18 protein-coding genes are annotated in these 22,606 nt (G+C 33.0%); 8 read left to right on the top strand and 10 right to left on the bottom strand.

What is annotated here, in order from left to right:
• Nucleotides 1-589: 589 nt before the first annotated feature.
• The 4 genes from ACOOWA_RS04300 (at nt 590) to ACOOWA_RS04285 (ending at nt 5,799) form a co-directional block, all read left to right on the top strand.
• Nucleotides 590-1,111, top strand: a complete 522-nt coding sequence (locus tag ACOOWA_RS04300; RefSeq protein ID WP_421373434.1) for a hypothetical protein — start codon at nt 590-592, stop codon at nt 1,109-1,111.
• Between the two features lie 74 nt (nt 1,112-1,185).
• A complete protein-coding gene (locus ACOOWA_RS04295; protein WP_421373433.1) occupies nt 1,186-1,977 on the top strand; it encodes a molecular chaperone in 792 nt (263 codons plus the stop codon).
• A complete protein-coding gene (locus tag ACOOWA_RS04290; RefSeq protein ID WP_421373432.1) occupies nt 1,970-2,995 on the top strand; it encodes a hypothetical protein in 1,026 nt (341 codons plus the stop codon). Before ACOOWA_RS04295 ends, ACOOWA_RS04290 begins: the two co-directional genes overlap by 8 nt.
• Before the next feature lie 8 nt (nt 2,996-3,003).
• Nucleotides 3,004-5,799 (top strand): hypothetical protein, encoded by a 2,796-nt coding sequence (locus ACOOWA_RS04285; RefSeq protein ID WP_421373431.1) that lies wholly within the window; start codon nt 3,004-3,006, stop codon nt 5,797-5,799.
• 28 nt (nt 5,800-5,827) lie between these two features.
• Here ACOOWA_RS04285 and ACOOWA_RS04280 read toward each other — a convergent pair whose 3' ends face one another.
• From ACOOWA_RS04280 to ACOOWA_RS04255, 6 genes are all read right to left on the bottom strand, one after another.
• Complete coding sequence (locus ACOOWA_RS04280; protein WP_421373430.1) at nt 5,828-7,813, bottom strand: LTA synthase family protein; 1,986 nt, start codon at nt 7,811-7,813, stop codon at nt 5,828-5,830.
• Nucleotides 7,814-7,864: 51 nt separating this feature from the next.
• A complete protein-coding gene (locus tag ACOOWA_RS04275; protein ID WP_421373429.1) occupies nt 7,865-9,148 on the bottom strand; it encodes an ATP-binding protein in 1,284 nt (427 codons plus the stop codon).
• A 1-nt stretch (nt 9,149) separates the two neighbouring features.
• The gene (locus tag ACOOWA_RS04270; protein ID WP_421373428.1) at nt 9,150-9,824 is read right to left on the bottom strand and encodes a response regulator transcription factor; all 675 of its coding nucleotides are present in this window, start codon (nt 9,822-9,824) and stop codon (nt 9,150-9,152) included.
• 60 nt (nt 9,825-9,884) lie between these two features.
• Nucleotides 9,885-11,117 (bottom strand): efflux RND transporter periplasmic adaptor subunit, encoded by a 1,233-nt coding sequence (locus ACOOWA_RS04265; protein WP_421373427.1) that lies wholly within the window; start codon nt 11,115-11,117, stop codon nt 9,885-9,887.
• A gap of 2 nt (nt 11,118-11,119) precedes the next feature.
• On the bottom strand, nt 11,120-15,571 hold the full coding sequence (locus ACOOWA_RS04260; RefSeq protein ID WP_421373426.1) for a CusA/CzcA family heavy metal efflux RND transporter: 4,452 nt from the start codon (nt 15,569-15,571) through the stop codon (nt 11,120-11,122).
• Between the two features lie 147 nt (nt 15,572-15,718).
• Complete coding sequence (locus ACOOWA_RS04255) at nt 15,719-16,051, bottom strand: DUF6660 family protein (protein ID WP_421373425.1); 333 nt, start codon at nt 16,049-16,051, stop codon at nt 15,719-15,721.
• A 300-nt stretch (nt 16,052-16,351) separates the two neighbouring features.
• Between ACOOWA_RS04255 and ACOOWA_RS04250 the strand changes: the two genes are divergently transcribed.
• The gene (locus ACOOWA_RS04250; protein ID WP_421373424.1) at nt 16,352-17,416 is read left to right on the top strand and encodes a 3-oxoacyl-ACP synthase III family protein; all 1,065 of its coding nucleotides are present in this window, start codon (nt 16,352-16,354) and stop codon (nt 17,414-17,416) included.
• A gap of 382 nt (nt 17,417-17,798) precedes the next feature.
• Entirely contained in the window at nt 17,799-18,251 is a 453-nt protein-coding gene (locus ACOOWA_RS04245) for a hypothetical protein (protein ID WP_421373422.1), read from the top strand.
• A gap of 31 nt (nt 18,252-18,282) precedes the next feature.
• Here ACOOWA_RS04245 and ACOOWA_RS04240 read toward each other — a convergent pair whose 3' ends face one another.
• From ACOOWA_RS04240 to ACOOWA_RS04230, 3 genes are all read right to left on the bottom strand, one after another.
• Nucleotides 18,283-18,549, bottom strand: coding sequence for a hypothetical protein (locus ACOOWA_RS04240; RefSeq protein WP_421373421.1), 267 nt, complete (start codon nt 18,547-18,549; stop codon nt 18,283-18,285).
• A gap of 182 nt (nt 18,550-18,731) precedes the next feature.
• Nucleotides 18,732-19,118 (bottom strand): hypothetical protein, encoded by a 387-nt coding sequence (locus ACOOWA_RS04235; RefSeq protein WP_421373420.1) that lies wholly within the window; start codon nt 19,116-19,118, stop codon nt 18,732-18,734.
• Between the two features lie 86 nt (nt 19,119-19,204).
• Nucleotides 19,205-19,801, bottom strand: coding sequence for a Crp/Fnr family transcriptional regulator (locus tag ACOOWA_RS04230; protein ID WP_421373419.1), 597 nt, complete (start codon nt 19,799-19,801; stop codon nt 19,205-19,207).
• A 312-nt stretch (nt 19,802-20,113) separates the two neighbouring features.
• On the opposite strand from ACOOWA_RS04230, the gene ACOOWA_RS04225 reads away from it, so the two are divergent.
• The gene (locus ACOOWA_RS04225) at nt 20,114-20,284 is read left to right on the top strand and encodes a lmo0937 family membrane protein (RefSeq protein ID WP_421373417.1); all 171 of its coding nucleotides are present in this window, start codon (nt 20,114-20,116) and stop codon (nt 20,282-20,284) included.
• 132 nt (nt 20,285-20,416) lie between these two features.
• Here the strand turns inward: ACOOWA_RS04225 and ACOOWA_RS04220 are convergent, their stop codons facing one another.
• Nucleotides 20,417-20,635, bottom strand: a complete 219-nt coding sequence (locus ACOOWA_RS04220; RefSeq protein WP_421373416.1) for a hypothetical protein — start codon at nt 20,633-20,635, stop codon at nt 20,417-20,419.
• 328 nt (nt 20,636-20,963) lie between these two features.
• Between ACOOWA_RS04220 and ACOOWA_RS04215 the strand changes: the two genes are divergently transcribed.
• Nucleotides 20,964-22,364 (top strand): glycoside hydrolase family 28 protein, encoded by a 1,401-nt coding sequence (locus tag ACOOWA_RS04215; RefSeq protein WP_421373415.1) that lies wholly within the window; start codon nt 20,964-20,966, stop codon nt 22,362-22,364.
• The last annotated feature ends 242 nt before the right edge of the window (nt 22,365-22,606 follow it).

Genomic DNA, 22,606 nt, shown 5'->3' with positions numbered 1-22,606 from the left:
TTGTAATTGTTTGTCAATACAAAAAACATAAATATCTGAATTTCAATTATATATAAAATAATATTACGTATATATTTATAAATTTTTACGTAAAAATTATTAAATCAAACCCACACTAAATTGTATTACGTATTTCTACTGATTACATTTGTAGTATAAATAAATGAAAACAGATAAAAATCAATCAGTATCATAAAATACAAGAACACCAAATCACAAAGTTTTAAAAGTTTTTATTAGTATTAAATCTATTCTTTTCAATCAATACATTCAATCATATTAATAAACTTTTCATCATCAGTTTTCAGTGGTCACTGGATTTATTAAGTTAATTGATAAATCCGGTAACCTTTTTTATCTATCAGAGAAAACACCAGTTTTCAGTTGCTTTTTCACTTAAAAAGCATTTTCAGGGGTAAGATATTCTTATTAAAAACACTATTCATTACATCGAATACAGTGTCGTCTACTCATTTTTGTAAAAATTCACAAAAAATAAGCGTGTTTTTGCAAATCTCAATCTCTAAATGACATATATCTTTGCACTCGAAAAGAATAGATAATCATCTAATTAAAACTGATTGATAACATGAAACAATTTTTATTTACAGCATTAGCTCTAGTAGCTTTTGCAAGTTCTAAAGCTCAAAACGTTACTTTAAACGTTATTCTTAAACCAATCCAGACTTTAACTGTAAAGGAAGAACAGAAAACCGTAAATCTTGAATATGCTACTACAGCAGATTACCAAAATGGGGTAAGCAAGACAAACGATGATCACTTGACGATTTACAGCACAGGTGGATTTCAGGTGAAAGTAAAAGCAACTGAAGCAAACATGCAACTTAACGGTAAGACTATGGCAGTAAGCACTGTTAAGCTTTCTTCTTCTGCAGGTTCACAGGCGTTAAGCAATGCAACTTACCAACAAGATTTAGCACTTTCTGCAACTGAAACTACTTTGGTTTCTTCATCTAGCGGTGCTGTTAACAAAAGTGTAAGTGTAAAATATACAGGTTCAGGAGCAAACGCATACATTGATAACTATGTGCCAAACCAAAACCCTTCTACTTATAAAGCTACTTTGGTTTACACTATTGTGAGTGCATAATATATTTGAAAACTGATATGATGATACAGTGTCACAATAATTTTTGTGACACTTTTGTCATAAATAGAACTGATATGAAAAAATTTGCTTTACTTTTCTGCTTTCTCATTATCCGGATCCATGCGCAAACCGGTATTTCGGTGTCTCCGCCAAGAGTTTATTTTGAAACTATTCCCGGTAGCAGTAGTACACAAAAAATTACAGTAACCAATGTCAGCGTAAAACATACGCTGGATCTCGCTGTAAGCTTAGGCGATTGGGAATATGATGAAAAAGGAGAAAATATAATGCAACCCGCAAATACTTTAAAAAACTCCTGCTCACAGTGGATAAGTATCAACAAAGAAGATGCATATTTCAGTCTTGCACCCGGAGAAAGGAAGGAATTAAATGTAACTCTTACTGTACCTACAGTCTCTAAAGACGAGCTTGCTGCACATACTGCCGTACTTTTTGTGAGCCAGATGAACCCTGTAGACGGAACAGATAATACAGGTGCGAAAATAAAAGTAAGCGTAAAATCAGGAATTAAAATTTTTCATAAGAAACCAGAAACTTCTCTGAGAAAGATAGAAATCAAGGATTTAAAATTCGATACCGCAAAAAAAATCATTAATCTGCAGTTTGAAAATCAATCTGAATTGTGGACTGACGGAAAAATCACTACCGACCTTATCAATACAACTACCGGAAAAAAAATTGCAGTAGATCCTGTAGTATTTTATACGCTTCCGGGAAATATTAGAAAATTAAGCATTCCCGTGAAAGATTTAACCGAAAAAGGTGCTTACAATTTATCTGTTTTAATTGATAACGGAGACGATAATACTCTGGAAATGGCAGAACTGAATTTTAATTATGAGTAAGTACTACACTGTTTTTTTTCTGATTTTTATTTTTATATCAAAAGCTCAGGTTTCTGTAAGCTCATGGACCAACAGCTATATGCAGGTTAACAATTACAACGGTAATACTAATCCGGATGCCTATACAGTCACTTTTTCAGGTAACGGAAATTTTAATATTCCTCATTGGAGACTTTCGGCAAAACTTCAGCAAAATATAATTTCTGAAAACGGTCAATATACTATTCCCGGAAATAAAGTTTCTTTCCATCCAGTATCTGCTACAGGACAGGCAGTTCCTGGTCCTCCTCCATCAATAGCTCAAATCGGCGCACCTTCAAATGTTTTTTTACAGGAAAATGTAGAAGCTTTTTTAGTTCCTCAATCAAATGCACCACTATACAATGCATCTTCCTCACCAAATGCATACTACTATTTATCATTAAAATTTGCTGTTACTCTCATGGGAGGAGCTTATCTCGGAACATATCCGGCATGGACTCGTTTTTATGCAACAGTAGAATTTACGGCTTATGATCAAAATAACAATATCATTGGCAGAATACCCCATACTTTTCAGTTTCATATCGGTACGCTTTCCGGAACTCCGCCTACAACACAGGAAATGTCTTTAATTATAAATTCAAACGCTGCAAATGGTACATTGGAATTTGACAGTATGCAGGATTATAATGACGGAAACAGTATTAACTATCCTAATGGTTTAAAAGTAAATACGAATACCAATTTTCAGATTAAAGTCCGTGCGCTTCAAAATAATCTTACTTCACCTTTGGGATATACAATTCCTATTTCTGCGATTCATCTGAGACTACAGCCTTTATCACAGGGAACTCAGACTGTCTATCCACTTACATTATCATCTACAAGCCAGATTTTAGCCAAAGGAAATACAAGCCATAATACGACCTTTAATTATGATCTTATTTATTTTTCGTTAGCTCAGGATCAACAATTGATCAACGCCAGACCCGGAGAGTACTCTACCACTTTGCAGTATGAAATCACTCCCCAATAATTTTTCTGATGATTTTTAGTTGCGGAAATAAAATTCTGTTTTCTGTTTTTTTGGTGCTGTATTTTTTTAAAATTAATGCACAAACCAATCAGTTTCCTGTAAAAATGGAAATCGAGAAGGATAGCAATGCTTCAAAATCAAGATTAATCAATATCGTTGTTGCACTGCAAAATACTGGTTTAGAAACTTTTTCAGGAAATCTCCACCCTATTTTACCCGATGGTTACAAAGCCATTTCAGGCCTGCAGATTCCTGTAAATCTACAAAAAGGTGAGAAGAAATATATTCCTTTAAGAATAATAGAAGATAACAACGTCAAAGCAGGAAGTTCTGATATTAAAATTCAACTTGTAGATCAAATCGGTAATATTATTGCTGAACAGATCACCAACAACATTATAGAAGTTGATAATAATCTGAGCATGACTTCACTTTCACCAATTATTTTCAGAAATACTACAAATGAACCTATTTCTGTAAAAGTACGTGTATTGAATACCGGAAATATTGCTCAAAACATTACTTTAGTCTGTAAATTTCCCGATCCTGACAAAGGCAATTTTTTTATTGAGCAGCAAGCGGTAATAGATGTGAAAAAAGATTCTATTTTTACGTTTAGTTATCAACCTTCAAAGAGTCTTTCGGATATTGCAAATTATACAATAAACATCTCCGGTTTTAGAAATCCCGAAAAGGAAATTTTCAATACAACAAGTATTACGGTTCAGAATATATCAAGCATACAAAAATTTCAGGAAGCACAGTATGGCAATATTACAGACCCTTTAAGAAACGAAATCACAACTTCTTACCGAAGAGTAGGGCAAAATTTGAATATGTATCAAGTTTATGGTTCAGGAGGTTTTAATCTTCCTTCCGGATATCTTGTAATGAATGGCAACGCATCCTTATTCAGCAACCAGCAACTGCCTATTCTTACCAATACAAATATCAGCTTTTATCAGGGAGACAACTTTTATAATGTAGGATCGATCAGTAAAATGTTTGAAACTACACTTTCGGGAAGAGGTGCAGAATACAGCCATAATTTTGGAAGCAGTAAACGGATAGAAATAGGGATTGTAGATCAAAATTTCAATCTTATTGAAAAAAATGCTTTTCTGAAAAATGGTTATGGCTTCTTCACCAAAGGAAGCCTGAATACCAATAACGATAACAAAAATATCTCTGCTGCGTACATTTACAGATATGATCCTTTCGAAAAAGCTAAACATCACATCTTAGGAACTGAAGGAAATTATGCTTTAAATAAAATATGGACATTTAACGGTAAACTAAATGCCGGTTTAAGCTCTTATGAATTACGAGACGTGTTAAAACCTTCTCTGGCATTAGAAACTAACTATAAAGGAGCAATAAAAGCATTCGACATCAGTGGTAATTATTTTTACAGCTCTGATTATTTTCCTGGAAACAGGCGTGGAAGTGCACAACTTCAGCAAAATATTTCAAAAAATTTAGGAGATTATAATATTTTCACGAGTTTTAGTTATTCCAATTTTACACCAAGATTTTTTTATTTTGACAGAATACAAATTTCTGAAAACGTAAGGTATGAAACCGGTATAAAATTCCCATCAATTAAAAAGCTGAATTTTGGTCTCAGTTACCAATATCAAAACGAATCATCCAATAGTTACAACAACTTCTTCGGTAACTGGCAAAGTGAAGAAACCAAACAGTTTAGCGCCCATCGATTGGTAGAATCGCTTACCTGGTCTAATTATAAAACCAGACAAACAGCTTTAGTTTCTCTTGAAAACGGGATTTCGCAATATCCGCTTCAGGAAAACCCGCAGTTTCAGCTCAGGTTTAATGCAAACTACAGTTTTAGGAAACTGAATTTCAATGCTATTTATCAAAAAGGAAGCTATTATCTTTCAGAATATGCCTTTGCCTATCAAATCAATAAAAATGAAGATTACAAAAAACTTTCTCTGTCATTATTTTATAACGAGCAGTTTTTAAAGCAAAAACTCAGCGTAAATACAGGGATTTCTTATGTAGAAGATATGATTTACGGAAAAGCTCCTTCAGGCTTTATTAATGCCAAATATAATACAAAAAAATTTGCAGCATTTTTAAATTCTTCATGGTATAATTATGCTGTAGGTTCGTTAACGAGCAATATCCTGACAATGGAAATAGGAATTACTTTTAATCTTAAAAAAGCATCTTTAGATTCAGGTAAAAAAGGGAAAATTCAAATCTTTACTTTTTACGATAAAAACAACAATAATATTTTCGATCCGGAAGAAAAACCTGCTCATGATTACATTGTCAGCATCAATAATGTCGTGCTGAAAACAGACGATTCCGGAAATGCACTATATAAAGATATTCCTTTTGGTAATTTTGAGCTGAAACAGCTGATTCAACAGGGTTGGTACTACGATGAGCAGAAATTAGATCTTGATAAATACACTTATCCACTCACTATTCCGTTACATCAGAACGGTACTTTAACAGGCGAATTGTTTTTAGATTACAATGCGACAACTTCTGTAGATTTTGATATCAAAACATCATCAGTATTTTTTAACATACTGAAAGACAACAAAATAATAGAAAGATTCAGCCCAAATGACGAGGGAAAATTTACCTCATTTTTACCGACAGGAAATTACACAGTTATTATCGATGAATCTTCTCTTCCTGCCAATGTATACTGCGAACAGAAAATCAGAAACATTAATTTAATTGCTGGAGAAATAACCAAAGTTCCTGATTTTATCCTTAAAGTAAAACAGAAAAAAATCAATAAGAAAACATTTAGCAATTAATTATTTTCTGTCAGATTTTTGAAGATATTTATTTGCTTTTCATTTTACCATTTTTAAATCTTGTACTTGCCGTCTGATAATATGAAATAGTTTCAGAAACCAAGCTGTTATTTTTTGTTTTAAGCTCAGACAAAGACTGATCATTTCCGGAAACCCTGAACTGTTTCACTCTTTTTCTGTCATCAATTTGAGTAAAAACATTCGATTTTAGCATCCCCAAAGTTCGGTAATTTCCCAAAAAAGCTCTTTCATCGCCCACTTTAGTTTGATTTATGTCTTTTCCAAATAAAGAGGTTGTATAGTTCCAACCCAGATAACCGAATACAGTTGGCATCAAATCTATCTGTGAAGTCAATCTTTCGATTTTTTCAGGCGAATGATTCAGGTTATAAATAATGGCAGGAATATGATGCTTTGCAATATTGATTTCCCATTTTCCTGCACTGCTTGCACAATGGTCTGCAACGATTACAAAAACGGTATTTTTAAACCAGGGTTTTGTTTTTGCTTCAGCAATAAATTTTCCCAGCGCATAATCTGTATATTTCACAGCCGCATTTCTATCTCCTTGCGGAAGATTTATTTTGCCGTTGGGAAAAGTATAAGGTTTGTGATTGGAAGTCGTCATCACAAATTCAAAGAAAGGTTTTCCTTTTTTATGGTTCAGATCTGCATATTTTATCGACTGTTTATACAAATCTTCGTCACAAATTCCCCATGCATTTTCAAAACTGACCTCATCATCTTTAATTGGAAATCTTGAAGTTTTAATTTGATCAGAAAGTGGGTTTCCTCTGTCTCTATCGACAATATCAAAACCTTGTCCGCCAAAAAAATTATTCATATTATCAAAATAACCGTCACCACCATAAATGAAATACGGATGATAATTTTTAGACCTGATGATTGTAGAAATCGAAAAAAGATTATCATTATTTGGTCTTCTTACAATACTGTTTCCGGGAGTTGGAGGTACAGATAAAGTTAGAGCTTCCATTCCACGCACAGTTCTTGTTCCCGTTGCATATAAATTGGTAAAAAAGATGCTTTCTTTCGACAACTGGTCATAATTGGGCGTTAGCTGATCTTTATTGCCAAACTCTGCAAGAAAATCTGCGCTGAAACTTTCAATAGTTACCAAAATAATATTGGGTTTTTGCTCAGAATTTCCGGCTGTTAATCTGGAAATATCGTCGTAATTACCGGTTGTAAATTTTTGATTTTCCTGCAAAAGATCTTTTTTCAGAATTGCGTACGCTTCTTTATCCTTAAGTTTAGGATAAAATGTTTCATAATCGAGTTCGTTTGATCTGAATGCAGAAATAAAAGAAAATGCTCCGTTTTTTCCCAGCTCGTTTATCACCAGATTATTACTAAAATCTGCCTGTTTGTTTTTAAGTATCAAACCCAGGCAAACTGAAATAATAAGTAAAGGAAGTCCAAATAGAAGACGCTTCGAAACCGGAATTTTATCTGAAAATGTATATTTAAAGATATTTAATTTTCTAAATGCTATAAAGCTAAACACGATTAATCCTGCCAATACAGCAGCAATTACAGGAAGCGGATAAGATTCGTTGATATTTTCAAAAACTTCATAAGTGTAAATGAGATAATCAACAGCAATGAAATTAAAACGTACACCAAACTCATCCCAAAAAGGAATTTCTGCCAAGAGACTGAAATAAATAATAATGAAAATCAGCGTTAGGTAAAAATAAGTAAAGCCTTTGTCAAATGCTGAACCTATAAATTTTTTAGGTAAAATTATAAGATATAAACCGTACAGAAACAGAAATAAGATTCCTACAGTAAAATCATAAATAAACCCCGTAAAAAAAGCCCTAAGAATATACATAAGATTAAAATCTACATCTTTTGAAGACCAGATTAGGAAAGAAATCCTAATAATAAAAGAAAGTAATAGATATAAACTTAAAAGACTGAAAAATGCAGCAAACCTTGATCTGAAAAGGCTCTTAGTAAAAACTGAAACTCTTTTTGATTTCTCCATAATTAATTTAAACGGCTATATTAGTTATCAATTTAGAAGAAATATTGAATTTTAGAATTTTACAGAAAAAACATGAAAATTATTGTCAAAATAATAATAAATCTCCCATTGCTGAAATCTACAAATTTCTTTTATAATTGCCAAACCGAGACCACTACCCTTATTATCTGAAGAAAATCTGGAAAATCTTTTGAAAACCAAATCAACGTTTAATTTTTCTGATCCGGAGTTATAGACAGATAAAGATGTTTCGCTGAGTTCAATCTTAATGATTCCCGAATTAGGAGTGTATCGAATTGCATTAATAAGAAGATTATTAATTAAAATCTCTGTTAATGAAGAATTTCCCACAGTTTTCACATTAGATTTGATTGTTTTTCCAATTAAAATATTTTTCTGTAAAAAATGTTCCTGAAGTACTTCCAAACATTGTATGACAAGTTCATCCAGGCGAATATCAGAATTTTCAAACTGATCATTTTCAATTTTTGCCAAAAGCAGTAAGTTCTTATTAATTCTGGAACTTCTGGTTAAAGCAAGATTCATGTCTTCGGCGATTTGGTATTGCCTTTCAGTCAAATCTTTGTTTTGCAATAAGATATCAAGCTTATTTTTCAGAATTGCCAAAGGCGTTTGCAATTCGTGAGAGGCATTTTCTGTAAATTCTTTCTGGGTTGAATAAACAGAAACACTGTGATCAATCAGTTTTCGGAGCGACTCGTTGAGATCTTCAAATTCTTTGGTATCTGTTTGTAGAAAATCAATTTTATCATGATTATTGAGATTGAATTTTTTTAGTTTTTCTAAAGTATCCCTGAAAGGAGCCCAGATTGTTTTTGATAATCTTCTGTTTAAAATAAATAAGCCCGTTACAATCAACAGAAAGAAAAACCCTGTCACCAAACCGATGATCATTACCGTATCTTCTGTTTCCTCGATATTGGTTTCTATGGTGAATAAATAGGGAATATTTTTGATGTAAACAACCTTTTTCAGACATCGGTAGCGTTCAATTTTCTTATCAGCTGAGAAAGGCTTGTATTTTTCAACACTGAAAATAGAATCCGGCTGAATTTGATTTTTAGTAATTTTTTCAATATTTGTTCCCGGCTGAATTTTATTCCAAAGCGCAATATTCTGTTGAATTTCATCATCATTCATATTGGCCTGATTAAAATCGTAGGAAGTTTTTTCAGCGACAATTGTATTATGCTCATCCAGCTCTTGCTGCCAAATAAAATCTACTGCAAAATAATATACGGGAACACTGATCGTAAGTACAATCAGAACATAAATTATAAAAGGTCTTGTGGTTTTGCTTAAAAGTGGCTTCATCCTAATTTTCCCATTTGTAACCTGTTCCGTATACCGTTTTCAAGTAATGGTCGCAACCTGCATCATAAAGTTTTTTCTTCAGATTTTTTACATGTGCGTAGACAAAATCATGATTATCGAGCATATCTGCAAAATCTCCGGAAAGATGTTCTGCCAAAGTACTTTTTGAAATAACTTTATTTTTATTTCCGATAAAATAAATCAGCAGATCAAACTCTTTTTTGGTTAAAATAATAGTCTGATTATTAATCGTTACGGTTTTCGCCAATAAATCGATTTGTAACTCATTATTCTGTATTTTGTTGGAATTATCAAACTGTTTTCTTCGAATAATCGAAAAAACTCTTGCCATCAATTCAGAAAGATGAAAAGGTTTTGACAAATAATCATCTGCACCCATCTGAAGCCCATGAACACGGTCATCTACAGCATTTTTTGCAGAAACTATGATAACACCTTCTTGCTTATTCTGGCGTCGCAATTCTTCCAAAATATCCAACCCATTTCCATCGGGAAGCATAATGTCTAAAATAATGCAATCATATTGATAAGTGCTGATTTTATTTATTGCCTGATGAAAAGTAAACGCAAATTCGCAGAGATAATTTTCTTCAGAAAGATACTCAGATATGCTTTTGGCTAAATCTTTTTCGTCTTCAATAATTAAAATTTTCATGCTGCGAATTTAGATTTACAAATTTAGATTTAAATATAGAATTTTAGATTGAGATAATCACTAATGTCCGTGCTCACCAGAATTGCTCAATTTAGCATTCACAAAAAATGCCCCTTTCACTACAATTTTTGACTCTGGTTTGATTTCGCTTACCGAAGTTATTGCCGTATAACCCATATCAGAAGAGCCTTTCACGATTTCAATCTTTTCGAAATTCATTGTTTTAGAATCTTTTTCATACGCTTCACCTTTTTCCTCATTATGTTCTTCTGCTTTTTTATTGGTCTGAACAAAAACATAATATTTCCCATCGGCTTCCACAATAGCTTCATCGGGAATTGCTGGGGTTGTACTTTTATCCAGGCTTACGATTCCGGTAATGTTCATTCCGTCAATCAAACCGATTTTATTTCCGGTAACATTGGCGTGAACGGAAATTGTTTTGCTTTCGTTTTCAAAAGACGAACCGATGCTGTAAATTTTCGCATCATATTCGGTTTCAGGATTATTGGTCAATTTAAAATGTACAATTTGTCCGACTTTCATTTTCGGTAAATCTTTTTCAAAAACCTGTAAATCAAGATGAATCGATTGGTTATCAATAATATCTAAAACCGGAGAAGAAACATCTACATAACTTCCAATCTGCGCATTGATATTGCTGATTGTACCGCTAATCGGCGAAGTAATCACCAATCCTGAACGTAGATTTCCATTCGTTACTTTCGCCGGACTGATTCCCATCAACTGCAACTGTCTCTGCAACGAAGCTCGCTGAGTTCTTAAGCTTTTCAGTTCTGAATCTGCACTCTGAAGATTCTTTTTTGCTCCTGCATCATTGTCAAACAGTTCTTTTTGTCTTCGGAATTCCTGTTCAGCAAAAGAAATTCTGCTGTTTACTGTTAAATATTGCTCCTGAACCTGAATATATTCCGGATTATTAATGGTTGCCAAAACCTGACCTTTCCTTACAAAATCTCCAATCTGCACTTTAATGGTCTGAATAACACCGCCGTACAAAGAAGTTACAGTCGCTTTTTTGTTGTTCGGAACTCTCAGTAAGCCATTGGCTTTGATGGTTGAAGTCAGTTCTTTCATTTCAATAGTTCCTAAAGTAACACCGACTGATTTCATTTGTTCTTCGGTTAATTCTGCGATGGTTTGTGGAGCTTCTTCGTGATTTTCTTCCGTTTGCTCGGTTTCTACTTCGCCTTTCGGTTCTTCTTTTTTCCCACAACTGATGGCGAAAATTGAGACGAATAGTAATGAAATGATTTTATATTTGATTTGCATTTTTATTGATTTATGATTGAATTAATAATAACAACAGATTCGTTCACCTGCTGAATAGATTCCAGATATTTTAATTGAATATTGGTGGCGGTTTGCAAAGCGAAAAGATATTCCACATAAGAAATTTCTCCGGTTTTGTAGCCTAATTGTCCGGCTTTTGTAATTTTCTCAGCATTTGGAATTGCCTGATTTACGTAATACTCATATTGGTTTACGTTTTGCTGATATTGGTTTAGAGCATTTTCCAACTGAGCTTCCAGTTGTTTTTGCTGAAATTTTGCATTCGATTCCGCCATTTGTTTTTGGTAATCTAAAGACTGCATTCTCGCTTTTGCCGCCCCAAAAGTCAAAGGAATCGAAACACCGACTGTCGCCGAGTGAAAACGGTTTCCGCCGTTGAAATACTGCTCCATTCCGTTTACGTTTTGAAAACCAATTAATGATTGATTGGTGTAACCAATTGTAAATTCTGGAAGTCCCTGCGATTTTTCTACATTTTTATTCTTTTCGGCAATTTCCATTTCCTGATAAAAAGCTTTTACCAAAGGATGTTTTGCAATCGCCGAACTGTCCAAAACATAATCGGCTTTTAAAGGCTGATAATTTTGGTCGAAAGGAACTGCAATCTCTTCTGAAGTATTTAAAATGGTTTTTAAATTTTTATAGGCATTCATCAGATACACATCATTTTGTTTCAGCAACAGGTTAATTTCACCTTTCTGAGTTTCCGCCGTATTAATTTCGATTTTCTTAATATCTCCGGCTTTAAATCTTACCGTGGCAATTCTGATAAAATCATTATACAAACTGTCTAAATTTTTTAGTTTTGAATGATTATATTGCAGATATTCAATCTGATAATAATAGGTTCTGACCTGTTTTGCCAATTCGTTTGCCGAAATCTCTCTGTTGATTTGCTTTCCTTTGATTTGCTCATTGAGCAATTCTCTTCTTGCTTTAAACAAAGTAGGAAACGGAATTGTCTGAGAAATTGAAAATGACTGGTCAAATTTTCTGGAATTATACTGTCCTAATTGTGTATCAACATTCATTTTCGGAAGTTCTTTCGCTGTTGGTTTTAAAGCTTCAGTTGATTGAATATCTAAATCTTTTGATTTCATTAAATAACTGTTTTCCAAAGCCAATTGAGTTGCCTGTTGCACGGTCAGAGGATTTCCCTGTTGCGCTTTAAATGTTTGTCCCAAAAATAAAAACCCTAGAATAATTGCTGTTGTAGAAGTTTTAGATTTAAAATTTTTAAAATTGATTTTGGAATTGAAAATAATGTACAACATCGGCAAAACGAATAATGTGAGAAAAGTCGCTGTAACTAATCCCCCGATAACGACGGTTGCCAAAGGTTTCTGAACTTCCGCACCTGCTCCCGTGGAGATGGCCATCGGTAAAAATCCTAATGAAGCGACTGTTGCGGTCATTAAAACCGGTCTTAGTCGGGTTTTTGTACCTTCAATTACAATTTTTTCAAGATACAGATTTCCCATGGAAGCAGAGGGCAATTTTTCATTGTAATTTCCAGTTTGTCCTTTATCATTTGTATCTTGTAATTTGCCATTTGCTTTTCTGAAATCATCAATTAATTGATTGAAAGTTCCGATTAAAACAATTCCATTTAAAACGGCAACTCCAAACAAGGCAATAAAACCAATTCCGGCACTGATGCTGAACGGCATATCTCTGAGCAATAAAGCGAAAACACCACCAATCGCACTCATAGGAATGGCTGTAAAAATCAACGCCGCCTGTTTAAATGAATGAAATGTGAAATACAATAAAAGGAAAATCAATAATAACGAAATCGGAACGGCAATCATCAATCTTTCACTCGCCTCTTTTAGATTCTCAAATTGACCTCCATAAGTAAAATAATATCCGGAAGGCAACTTGACCTTTCCATCTAATTTTTGCTGAATTTCTTCTACAACACTTTGTACATCGCGGTCTTTTACATTAAAACCAATCACAATTCTTCGTTTTCCTGCTTCACGGCTGATTTGTGCAGGACCGAGTTTGTAATTGATATTTGCAACCTGCGAAAGCGGAATTTGCGCACCGGAATTGGTAGAAATCATCAGATTATTCACATCATCAATATTGGTTCGGTTCAGACTGTCCAATCGAACAACCAGATCAAACCGTCTTTCATTTTCAAAAACCTGACCAGCAGATTTTCCTGCAAACGCAGTACTTACAGCATTATTGACGTCTTCGATATTCAAACCATAATTTGCCATTCTTGTTCGGTCGTATTCCACATTAATTTGCGGAAGTCCGCTCACACGCTCGATTTGTGGCGCAGTTGCACCTTTTACAGATTGAATCACTTTGGCTGTTTTGTCTGCATAAATTGCTAAAGAATCTAAATTTTCACCAAAAATCTTTACCGCAACATCCTGTCGGATTCCCGTCATCAATTCATTGAAACGCATCTGAATTGGTTGATTTTTTTCAAAGAAAACTCCTGGAATATTTTCCAGTTTTTCAGAGATTTCATCGGCTAATTCTTCGTAGGATTTTTTGTTTTTCCAGTCTTTTTGTGGTTTTAGAACAACAATTAAATCGCTTGCTTCTGGTGGCATCGGGTCGGTCGGAACTTCGGCAGCTCCGGTTTTACCGACAACCATTTTTACTTCGTTAAATTGTTTGATGATTCTTGAAGCCTGCATCGAAGTTTCAATACTTTGGCTCAATGAACTTCCTTGCGGAAGAATGCAGTGAAAAGCGTAATCTCCTTCCTGCAATCGCGGAATAAATTCGCCGCCCATATTTTTAAAAAGTAAAAGACAAACGGCAAATAACGCAACTGTAATTCCTACAAACCAATATTTTATTTTCAACGCTTTTTCTAATAACGGCTGATAAATATTTTGAAGTTTATTCATCATTTTATCTGAGAAAGTTGATTTGTTTATCGGCTTTTTAGATAAAAACAAAGCACTCATCATCGGAATGTAAGTCAGTGATAAAATTAAAGCTCCTAAAATCGCAAATCCGACTGTTTTTGCCATAGGTGTAAACATTTTTCCTTCAACACCAACTAAAGTCAGAATTGGAATGTAAACAATCAGAATGATAATTTCTCCGAAAGCGGCACTGCTTCTAATCTTTGATGCAGAAAGGAAAACTTCTTCATCCATTTCAGATTGAGTAAGAATTTTATTGGTTTTTCTTAAACCTAAATGATGCAGAGTTGCTTCAACAATAATTACAGCTCCGTCGACAATCAACCCAAAATCAATAGCTCCCAAACTCATTAAATTGGCACTCACTCCAAAAACATTCATCATTCCCAACGCAAACAATAATGAAAGCGGAATTGCTGAAGCAACAATTAATCCCGCCCGAAAATTTCCGAGGAAAATGACCAAGACGAAAATGACAATTAATGCGCCTTCAATTAAGTTTTTTTCTACGGTATTGATGGCTCTTCCCACCAAATCAGTTCGGTCTAAAAATGGTTCAATCACCACATCATTTGGAAGTGATTTTTGAATAGTTGGAATTTTATCTTTAATTCTTTGAACGACTTCGTTACTGTTGGCATCTTTCAGCATCATTACAACGCCGCCAACTGCATCAACCTCACCATTATACGTTAAAGCTCCGTAACGGACAGCGTGACCGAAACCGACATTGGCAACATCTTTTATGAAAATCGGGACGCTTCCTGTTTCATTTTTAACGGCGATATTTTTGATGTCTTCAATCGACGTTACAATCCCTATTCCACGGATGAAATAAGCATTCGGTTTTTTATCAATATACGCTCCGCCCGTATTTTGATTGTTCTTTTCTAAAGCAGTAAAAACGTCGGTAATGCTTATTCCCATTGCTTTTAAGCGGTTCGGATCGATGGCAACTTCATATTGTTTTAATTCCCCGCCAAAACTGTTGATTTCTGCAACACCGGGCGTTCCGTTGAGCTGTCTGCGGACAATCCAATCCTGCATGGTGCGCAAATCTTTGCTGCTGTATTTTTTCTCACTCCCTTTTTTAGGATGGAGAATATATTGGTAAACTTCACCTAAACCTGTACTTACAGGTGCCATTTCGGGAGTTCCGACTCCTTTTGGAATTTCTTCTGAAGCCTGTTTTAATTGCTCGCTGATTAACTGACGGGCAAAGTAAATATCTACATTTTCCTTAAAAACGACTGTAATTACAGATAATCCGAATCGGGAGATACTTCTTGTTTCCTCAATATCCGGAACATTGGCAATACTTTGCTCGATGGGAAAAGTGACGAGCTGTTCAACTTCCTGTCCTGCCAAAGTTGGGCAAACGGTAATAATCTGAACCTGATTATTGGTGATGTCCGGAACGGCATCAATCGGTAGTTTTGTGGCACTCCAAGTACCCCAAATGACAAGCATCAAAGTCATTATCCCGATGATAATTTTGTTTTTGATGCTAAATCTTATGATATTATCTAGCATTGAATTTAATTTTATTGAAAGTCAAACTCAATTCATAAAATAATGAATTACGAGTGACAAAGATGAACAGAAATGCCCTGCAACAGTATTGCAAAGTTTCCACGACAAATGGCTGAAAGACAAACATCTTCCATTAAATCAATAAAATTAAATTTTGGGAGGTTGCCAAATCTGGTCGTACACCAGATAAGCGAAATCATTTTTCTGAAAATGAATTTTCTTTGAGAAATATTCTGAAGTTTTTTTAGTTAAAGGCATTAACGGCTCAACTTTGAAAGATGTAACCGTCATCTGACAACAATTGCAAGAGCATAATGGTGAACAAATATCACCTTGATCTTTGGAATGATTTTCTTCAGAATTAATTAAAATACTGTATGAATCTTTAGAATTAGCAAGAGACTGTACATGAACATCATTACATGGAACTACAGATAGTACCACAAAATAAATTGTCAGAAACAGTTTCAAAATATTCATTAGACAAATGTATAGATTTTTTGCGGGAAATTTACAGTCGGCTAAAACAAAACATTTTTAATATGTAATTAAATAAATCTTTTAAATATGATTAAAAAGATTATTAAGCTCAACATTACCAATCATTTACATATTTAAAATAATAAAAATTCACATTAACGCAATATTACCAAACGTTAAATCGATGCAATAAATAGTTAAACTTAATGTTTTTTATTAGGAATAGATTATCTTTATCTCTGAAATGATAAAAACAACCCCAAAAACTTCCAGCATATCTCATGAACTGAGATTTTTTATATGAAAAGCAAAATTACCGGTGTAGGCAACTACATACCCTCAGAGACCATTACCAATTTATTTTTTGACAAGCATATTTTCCTTAATGAAAATGGCGAAAATTTGAAGGAAGATAATTTTTCAATCACCAATAAACTTAAAAAAATTACAGGAATTGAAGAAAGAAGATATGCAAGCGAAAATCAGGTAACTTCTGATTTAGGATTTATTGCCGCTAAAAAAGCAATTGAAAATTCCGGGATTGATCCTGAAACTTTAGACTACATTATATTTGCACATAATTTCGGAGATGTGAAGTTTGGAACTATACAATCTGATGCGGTTCCGAGTCTTGCTTCAAGGGTGAAAAGTTTATTGCAGATAAAAAATAATTTTTGCGTTGCTTACGACTTATTATTTGGTTGTCCCGGTTGGATTGAAGGAATTATCCAGGCAAATGCTTTCATGAAAGCGGGTATTGCAAAAAAATGTCTGGTAATTGGGGCAGAAACACTTTCAAGAGTTGTTGATGTGCATGACAGAGACAGTATGATTTATGCAGACGGAGCCGGAGCAGTCATTTTGGAAATAAATTATGATGATGATGATTCTGGTATAAAGGCGCATTTGTCTGCTTCTTATACTTTAAATGAAAAAGATTTTTTGAATTTTGCAAAATCTTACAATACCGAGAATTCTCCAGATACAAAATACATTAAAATGGATGGTCGCAAAATCTATGAATTTGCGCTCATCAATGTTCCTGATGCGATGAAAAAATGTTTTGATCAGAGTGGCTATTCTATTGATCAGTTAGATAAAATCATTATTCATCAGGCAAATGAAAAAATGGATGAAGCTATTGTTCAAAGATTTTATCAGCTGTACAATAAGCCTGCACCTGCCGATATTATGCCAATGGTAATCAGTAAACTCGGAAATAGCAGTGTAGCAACGATCCCAACATTATTATCAATGATTTTAGATAATGAATTGCCTGAACATACAATCAATAAGGGAGACATTATTTTATTCGCATCTGTTGGTGCTGGAATGAATATTAATGCTTTTGTTTATAAAGTATAGTCCGATTAAAATTTTTATTAATATTTAGGGGAGAAACATTGAATTGTTTCTCCTTTTTCTATCCGTTTTACCTTAAAATTAATTATTTCTAAACATACTTATGATAAATTAATGAATTGGCATCTTAATGTCAATCAATGAATTACAAATAGAATCTGTAAAATTTTACGAATTATTACACCATAATTTATAATTTATAGTGATCAGATATTGCAAACCTAGGAAACAAAAGTTAAATTTACACCATAGAAAACAGATAATATTGAAATTTAAACCTATATTTACAAATAATAAATAATAATATCAATCAAACAAAACATAAATAAGAAAAATTTAAACAAAACAAATCCCTACCAAATCAAATATTTTAACAATTCTTAATATGAAAATATCTAATTACAAGCTGACGCATTGCATTGCTTATTTATTATTAGCGATCATAGTGTCTTCAATTTTCTTGATTATTTGGATTGACTATTTAGTTTCTGATATTATATTAACCATCTTTTGTGTAGCTGTTTTTTCATTGTTGATGCGCCTTCAGTGTGTTGTTTATGAAAATTCGGGAAATTGTGTGACATTTAGAAAACACCATCCTTTTACATTTAAAAAGTTTATTCCTCCTTTCGTTGAGCTTCCTCAATCCAGCATCAAAGATTTTAATTGTAAAAATAATTTAGGCGTTACAAAGCTGACATTTAAATTAAACTCAAGAAAAAGAAAAAATACAGTAGTCAAAATGTTGCTTTTGGGATTCACCAATTCTCAGAGTAAAAAAATAGTCTCATCATTACAAACGATAAGACTAAATAATGATAATTCACCATTTTCTTAGTTGATAAAATGGCAACTATTTTTGATTAAAATTAATTTAATTCCACATCTTTAAAAACACTTATAGTTCCATCAAAGTGAGCTATAGCAATCTCTATTGCTTTGTCGAAGTCAACGAAATGCTCCTTTTCTGCTTCATCTTTTTTGTCTTTGTCGAAAATCTTTACCTCAAAAGGATTTTCATTTATTAATACCAACTCACCTTCATATTTTTTCTTCTTTTTGTAAAGAACACTTATACTTTCTACTGTTTTAGGGTCTTGTAAAAGTTCATTTTTCAGATCTACTGTAATTTCCATATATTTTTTTGTTTGGTTTATTAAAAAAAATCCCAAAAATTTCTTTTCAGGATTGATAATTGTAACATCAATGATAGAGATCATTGGAATAAAATAAAAAATAAATATTTAATCTAAATCAATTTTATTTTTCATTTTGTATGAGTTACTAAATTTATAATATAATTTTTGGCTAAATAATTCTAATGAAAATTATAGCACAACTGATATACATCTCTGAAATAAAATTCTTCCGTTTCAACAGCTTGTTTTGTGGCAGGAATAGTGTTTGAATAAACCGAAAACTGGTCAAATGGAGTTTTTGTAACCGTTAGAATTTTTTTGGTACAGAAACAATAATCCTGATCATTTTTTTGGTGATCATTTATATGAAGTGTTTTTATTTCAGTAGCGTCCTTCATTGCAGCTATTTCGAAAACAGATTCTTCCAAAGTAAACCAAGGTTCTCCATGATAAAAATAATGATCTATAATTTCAGGATGATTGATTTGCGATAAATTTTCGGGTGCCGAAGAATGGTAACCACCACAATTTTTGCAGAAAGCTACTCTGACATAAACATTTTCCATACTACTAATTTTGGTTGACATCTTTATTACAGAATTTGTGCCATCATCTATGGATTCTTATAAAAAATTTTTATTTTTTATTAATATTAAACATAAATCTTGCGGTTGATAATTTTCAGCACTCCTTCCTTTTCAAGCATTTTTACTGTACGTACAACCGTTTCCACTCTTAAAGCTGTGAGTGATGCAATCTGTTGTCTCGTTAAAGGAATCTGATAAGAAAATTTCGTCTGATCATCGGTGAAACTTTTATAATAATCTAAAGCACCTTTCACACGAACTGCCGGTTTTAGAGACGAATTGTTTTCCAGCATGATGTATTTATAATAAAGTCGCTCAGATAAAAACTTATTGATATCTCTCGACGTTGCAGGGTTTTCATCAAGCAGTTTTTCAAAACTTTTCTTTGACAGTTTCAGAACCTTACATTTTTCAAAAGTTATCGCATTTACGGGATATGTACGGTCGATAAACAATAAAAGTTCACAAACACTTAATCCTCTTTCCAAAATAGCAAAAATAAGCTCTTTACCTTCTTCATTATAGGTATTGAGTTTTATTCTCCCTTCAACTACCTGATAATAATACTTCGGCACATCACTTTCATTAAAAATAATTTCGGCAGGCTCAAAAACTTCTGTTTCTGCACCATAAGCACGTAAAAGTTCTTCAGAAATAAGCATATATATACTTTTTAATTAAACATTTAGAAAATAAAAAATCATTCAACAATGATTTTTTATGACTTTTCAGGGTATTTTGCAACAATTATTCCACACCTGAACGAATTGCTCTATTTTCATTGATATTTCTTCAAATTAAAATCATTAATCATTTCTAAAATACAAATTCTTAAAAACAAAAAATACCACAATATAAATTACAAATAATTGAAAATCAATATACAAATCTGATTACAATTATTTAAATTTTGAGATTTAACCCAAAAAGGCACAAAAAATGTATAGTTAATAGCAACCAAAAAATTTATTATTATGAGAAGTATATTGTGGCTCGTTGCAGTAATCTGCATTATAGCATGGGTATTAGGAATGTTGGGAGTAATTCCGGGAATGGATACAGGAAGTTTAATTCACGCCTTATTGGTAATTGCAATTATAGTTGTGGTAATTAACTTACTCACCGGTCGAAAACCACTCAATTAAGGATACAATTTTAAAATTATAAAAGCTGAAAATTAATTTTCAGCTTTTTTTTATAAATTAAATCAAACTTATATCATAAAAAAAAGAGAACAAAACCGCTCTCTTTATATCATAGTTAACAGCAGTATTAATTTAATTCGAATACGCCGCTTTATTTTGAAAAACATTCATTCCTTCAATTTTTCCATTTTCATTATTATAAATGACTTCAACTGAAAAACATGAAATTTCGTACAAAACATACTTTAAAGTATTCAACACTCTTTCATTCATGATTCGTCCCTGGTTGATAACCAGATCAGATTGTGTTTGGTTTGGCAAGTTTTTAAAATCGTAAAGTGAAATAGTCATAGCTGTTAATTTTTGTTAATTAGTATACATTTCACTATACAATTTCTTTACCAAAATTTAGATAAACCCCTTTATAAATTAAAAATATTTCTATTTAATTAAAATATTTATTACAATATGATTACGGTCATAAAAATTCATTAATAGCTTTTGGTTATAGCAAAACATAAATTTGAATTATTAATTAATATTTTTGACCAAATGCGCAATCGATTACAAAATTAAGTATCCCGACAGTGCAGGACAATTTACTTATTTAATTAATTTAGATTGCGCTTATAAAGAAAGTATTTTAATACTATTTATATATATAAAATATTCAGACGCTATGAAAAAACTCGTATTTCTACTTCTTACATCAGTATCGATATCATTATCGGCTCAATATAAACCATGGACTTCATCAAAACAGCCTTTACAGGAAATCAAAGCTTTAAAAAAGCAAATCAAAAAACCTGAATTCAGAAAAATTGATTACTTAATAACAGATTTTGGTGCAGTTGGTGACGGAAAAACAAAAAATACAGAAGCTTTCAAAAAAGCCATTGAAAAATGTAATGCAGAAGGCGGAGGAAGAGTGGTTGTTCCCAACGGAGTTTTCTTGACTGGAGCCATTTATTTAAAATCTAACGTTAATCTACATTTAACTGATGGTTCGACTATTTTATTCAGCCAGGACAGCAACGACTACCCTATCGTTTTCACACGGTGGGAAGGAATGGAATGTATGAATTATTCATCTTTAATTTACGCTTATGAAGAAGAAAATATTGCGGTTACAGGAAAAGGGACTTTGGATGGAAATTCTGATTTAGACAATTGGTGGTTTTGGTGTGGTGCTACAAAATACGGTTATAACGAAACCCGTCCGGGAAGGCAAAACCCTGCCCGTGCAAAACTTCACGAATATATGGCCCAGAGAAAACCTGCACGAGAAAGAATTTTTGGTGACGGTTATTATTTAAGACCCAATTTCGTTCAGCCTTACAAGTCTAAAAATTTCTATATGGCGGATGTTTTGGTTAAAAATTCCCCGATGTGGAATTTGAATCCTGTTTTGTGTGAAAATGTGTTGATTGAAAGAGTGAAAGTAATCAGTCACGGCCCCAACAACGACGGTTTCGACCCTGAAGCCTGTAAAAATGTCTGGATTAAAGATTCTTATTTTGACACAGGAGACGACTGTATCGCCATTAAATCCGGAAGAGATGAGGACGGAAGAGACATCGGAAGACCAGCCGAAAACCACATCATCGAAAACTGCGAAATGAAAGACGGTCACGGCGGTGTTGTTATTGGAAGCGAAATTGCAGGCGGGGCAAGAAATATTTATGCTATTGGAAATGTAATGGACAGTAAAAATCTTGACAGAGCTTTAAGAATTAAAACCAGCTCAAGCCGTGGCGGAACTATCGAGAACGTATTTTTCTACAACACAAAAGTGGGAGCTTACAAAGAAGCTGCCGTTCGTTTCAATATGCATTATGAAAAACCGGGAAATCACATTCCGACGATGAGAAATATCTGGGTTGAAAATTTAACCGTTGAAAAAGGTGGAAAATATGCTGTGTTTTCTGATGCTTACGAATCTTCTCCGGTAACGGATTTCACCATGATTAATGCTAAAATGGTAGGCGTTCAGATTCCTTACAAAGTAGATTATATGAAAAATGTGACTTTAAAAAATGTAACCGTTAACCGACAGCCTTTAACTGAGTTAAAACCGTAAAATAAATTATTCAGAGTTTGCGTAAATGAACACAAAGAACACAATGTTTTTAAAAATTATATTGCTTAAAAGTCCACAAAGCCGCTTCGCTTATATAAGATTTCTTGTAAAAACTTGTGCTTTTTTAAGCGAAGCGGCTTTGTGAACCTAAAATGAATTGATAGTTATCAAAAATCTTTGTGAGCTTAGTGTTCAAAAAATTGATGTGATAGAAATGAATACAGAATATTTTAATAATTAAA

This window comes from Chryseobacterium sp. GP-SGM7 (genome assembly GCF_049166575.1).
Lineage (GTDB): Bacteria > Bacteroidota > Bacteroidia > Flavobacteriales > Weeksellaceae > Chryseobacterium.
This window is presented reverse-complemented; position numbering and strand designations above follow the sequence as displayed.

Excerpts from the sequence above, each read along its gene's own strand:
- ACOOWA_RS04280 (WP_421373430.1), bottom strand. The coding sequence starts at position 7,813 with ATGGAGAAATCAAAAAGAGTTTCAGTTTTTACTAAGAGCCTTTTCAGA.
- ACOOWA_RS04240 (WP_421373421.1), bottom strand. The coding sequence starts at position 18,549 with ATGGAAATTACAGTAGATCTGAAAAATGAACTTTTACAAGACCCTAAA.
- ACOOWA_RS04255 (WP_421373425.1), bottom strand. The coding sequence starts at position 16,051 with ATGAATATTTTGAAACTGTTTCTGACAATTTATTTTGTGGTACTATCT.
- ACOOWA_RS04235 (WP_421373420.1), bottom strand. The coding sequence starts at position 19,118 with ATGGAAAATGTTTATGTCAGAGTAGCTTTCTGCAAAAATTGTGGTGGT.
- ACOOWA_RS04290 (WP_421373432.1), top strand. The coding sequence starts at position 1,970 with ATGAGTAAGTACTACACTGTTTTTTTTCTGATTTTTATTTTTATATCA.
- ACOOWA_RS04270 (WP_421373428.1), bottom strand. The coding sequence starts at position 9,824 with ATGAAAATTTTAATTATTGAAGACGAAAAAGATTTAGCCAAAAGCATA.
- ACOOWA_RS04300 (WP_421373434.1), top strand. The coding sequence starts at position 590 with ATGAAACAATTTTTATTTACAGCATTAGCTCTAGTAGCTTTTGCAAGT.
- ACOOWA_RS04215 (WP_421373415.1), top strand. The coding sequence starts at position 20,964 with ATGAAAAAACTCGTATTTCTACTTCTTACATCAGTATCGATATCATTA.
- ACOOWA_RS04230 (WP_421373419.1), bottom strand. The coding sequence starts at position 19,801 with ATGCTTATTTCTGAAGAACTTTTACGTGCTTATGGTGCAGAAACAGAA.
- ACOOWA_RS04220 (WP_421373416.1), bottom strand. The coding sequence starts at position 20,635 with ATGACTATTTCACTTTACGATTTTAAAAACTTGCCAAACCAAACACAA.
- ACOOWA_RS04245 (WP_421373422.1), top strand. The coding sequence starts at position 17,799 with ATGAAAATATCTAATTACAAGCTGACGCATTGCATTGCTTATTTATTA.
- ACOOWA_RS04285 (WP_421373431.1), top strand. The coding sequence starts at position 3,004 with ATGATTTTTAGTTGCGGAAATAAAATTCTGTTTTCTGTTTTTTTGGTG.
- ACOOWA_RS04225 (WP_421373417.1), top strand. The coding sequence starts at position 20,114 with ATGAGAAGTATATTGTGGCTCGTTGCAGTAATCTGCATTATAGCATGG.
- ACOOWA_RS04250 (WP_421373424.1), top strand. The coding sequence starts at position 16,352 with ATGAAAAGCAAAATTACCGGTGTAGGCAACTACATACCCTCAGAGACC.
- ACOOWA_RS04260 (WP_421373426.1), bottom strand. The coding sequence starts at position 15,571 with ATGCTAGATAATATCATAAGATTTAGCATCAAAAACAAAATTATCATC.
- ACOOWA_RS04275 (WP_421373429.1), bottom strand. The coding sequence starts at position 9,148 with ATGAAGCCACTTTTAAGCAAAACCACAAGACCTTTTATAATTTATGTT.
- ACOOWA_RS04265 (WP_421373427.1), bottom strand. The coding sequence starts at position 11,117 with ATGCAAATCAAATATAAAATCATTTCATTACTATTCGTCTCAATTTTC.
- ACOOWA_RS04295 (WP_421373433.1), top strand. The coding sequence starts at position 1,186 with ATGAAAAAATTTGCTTTACTTTTCTGCTTTCTCATTATCCGGATCCAT.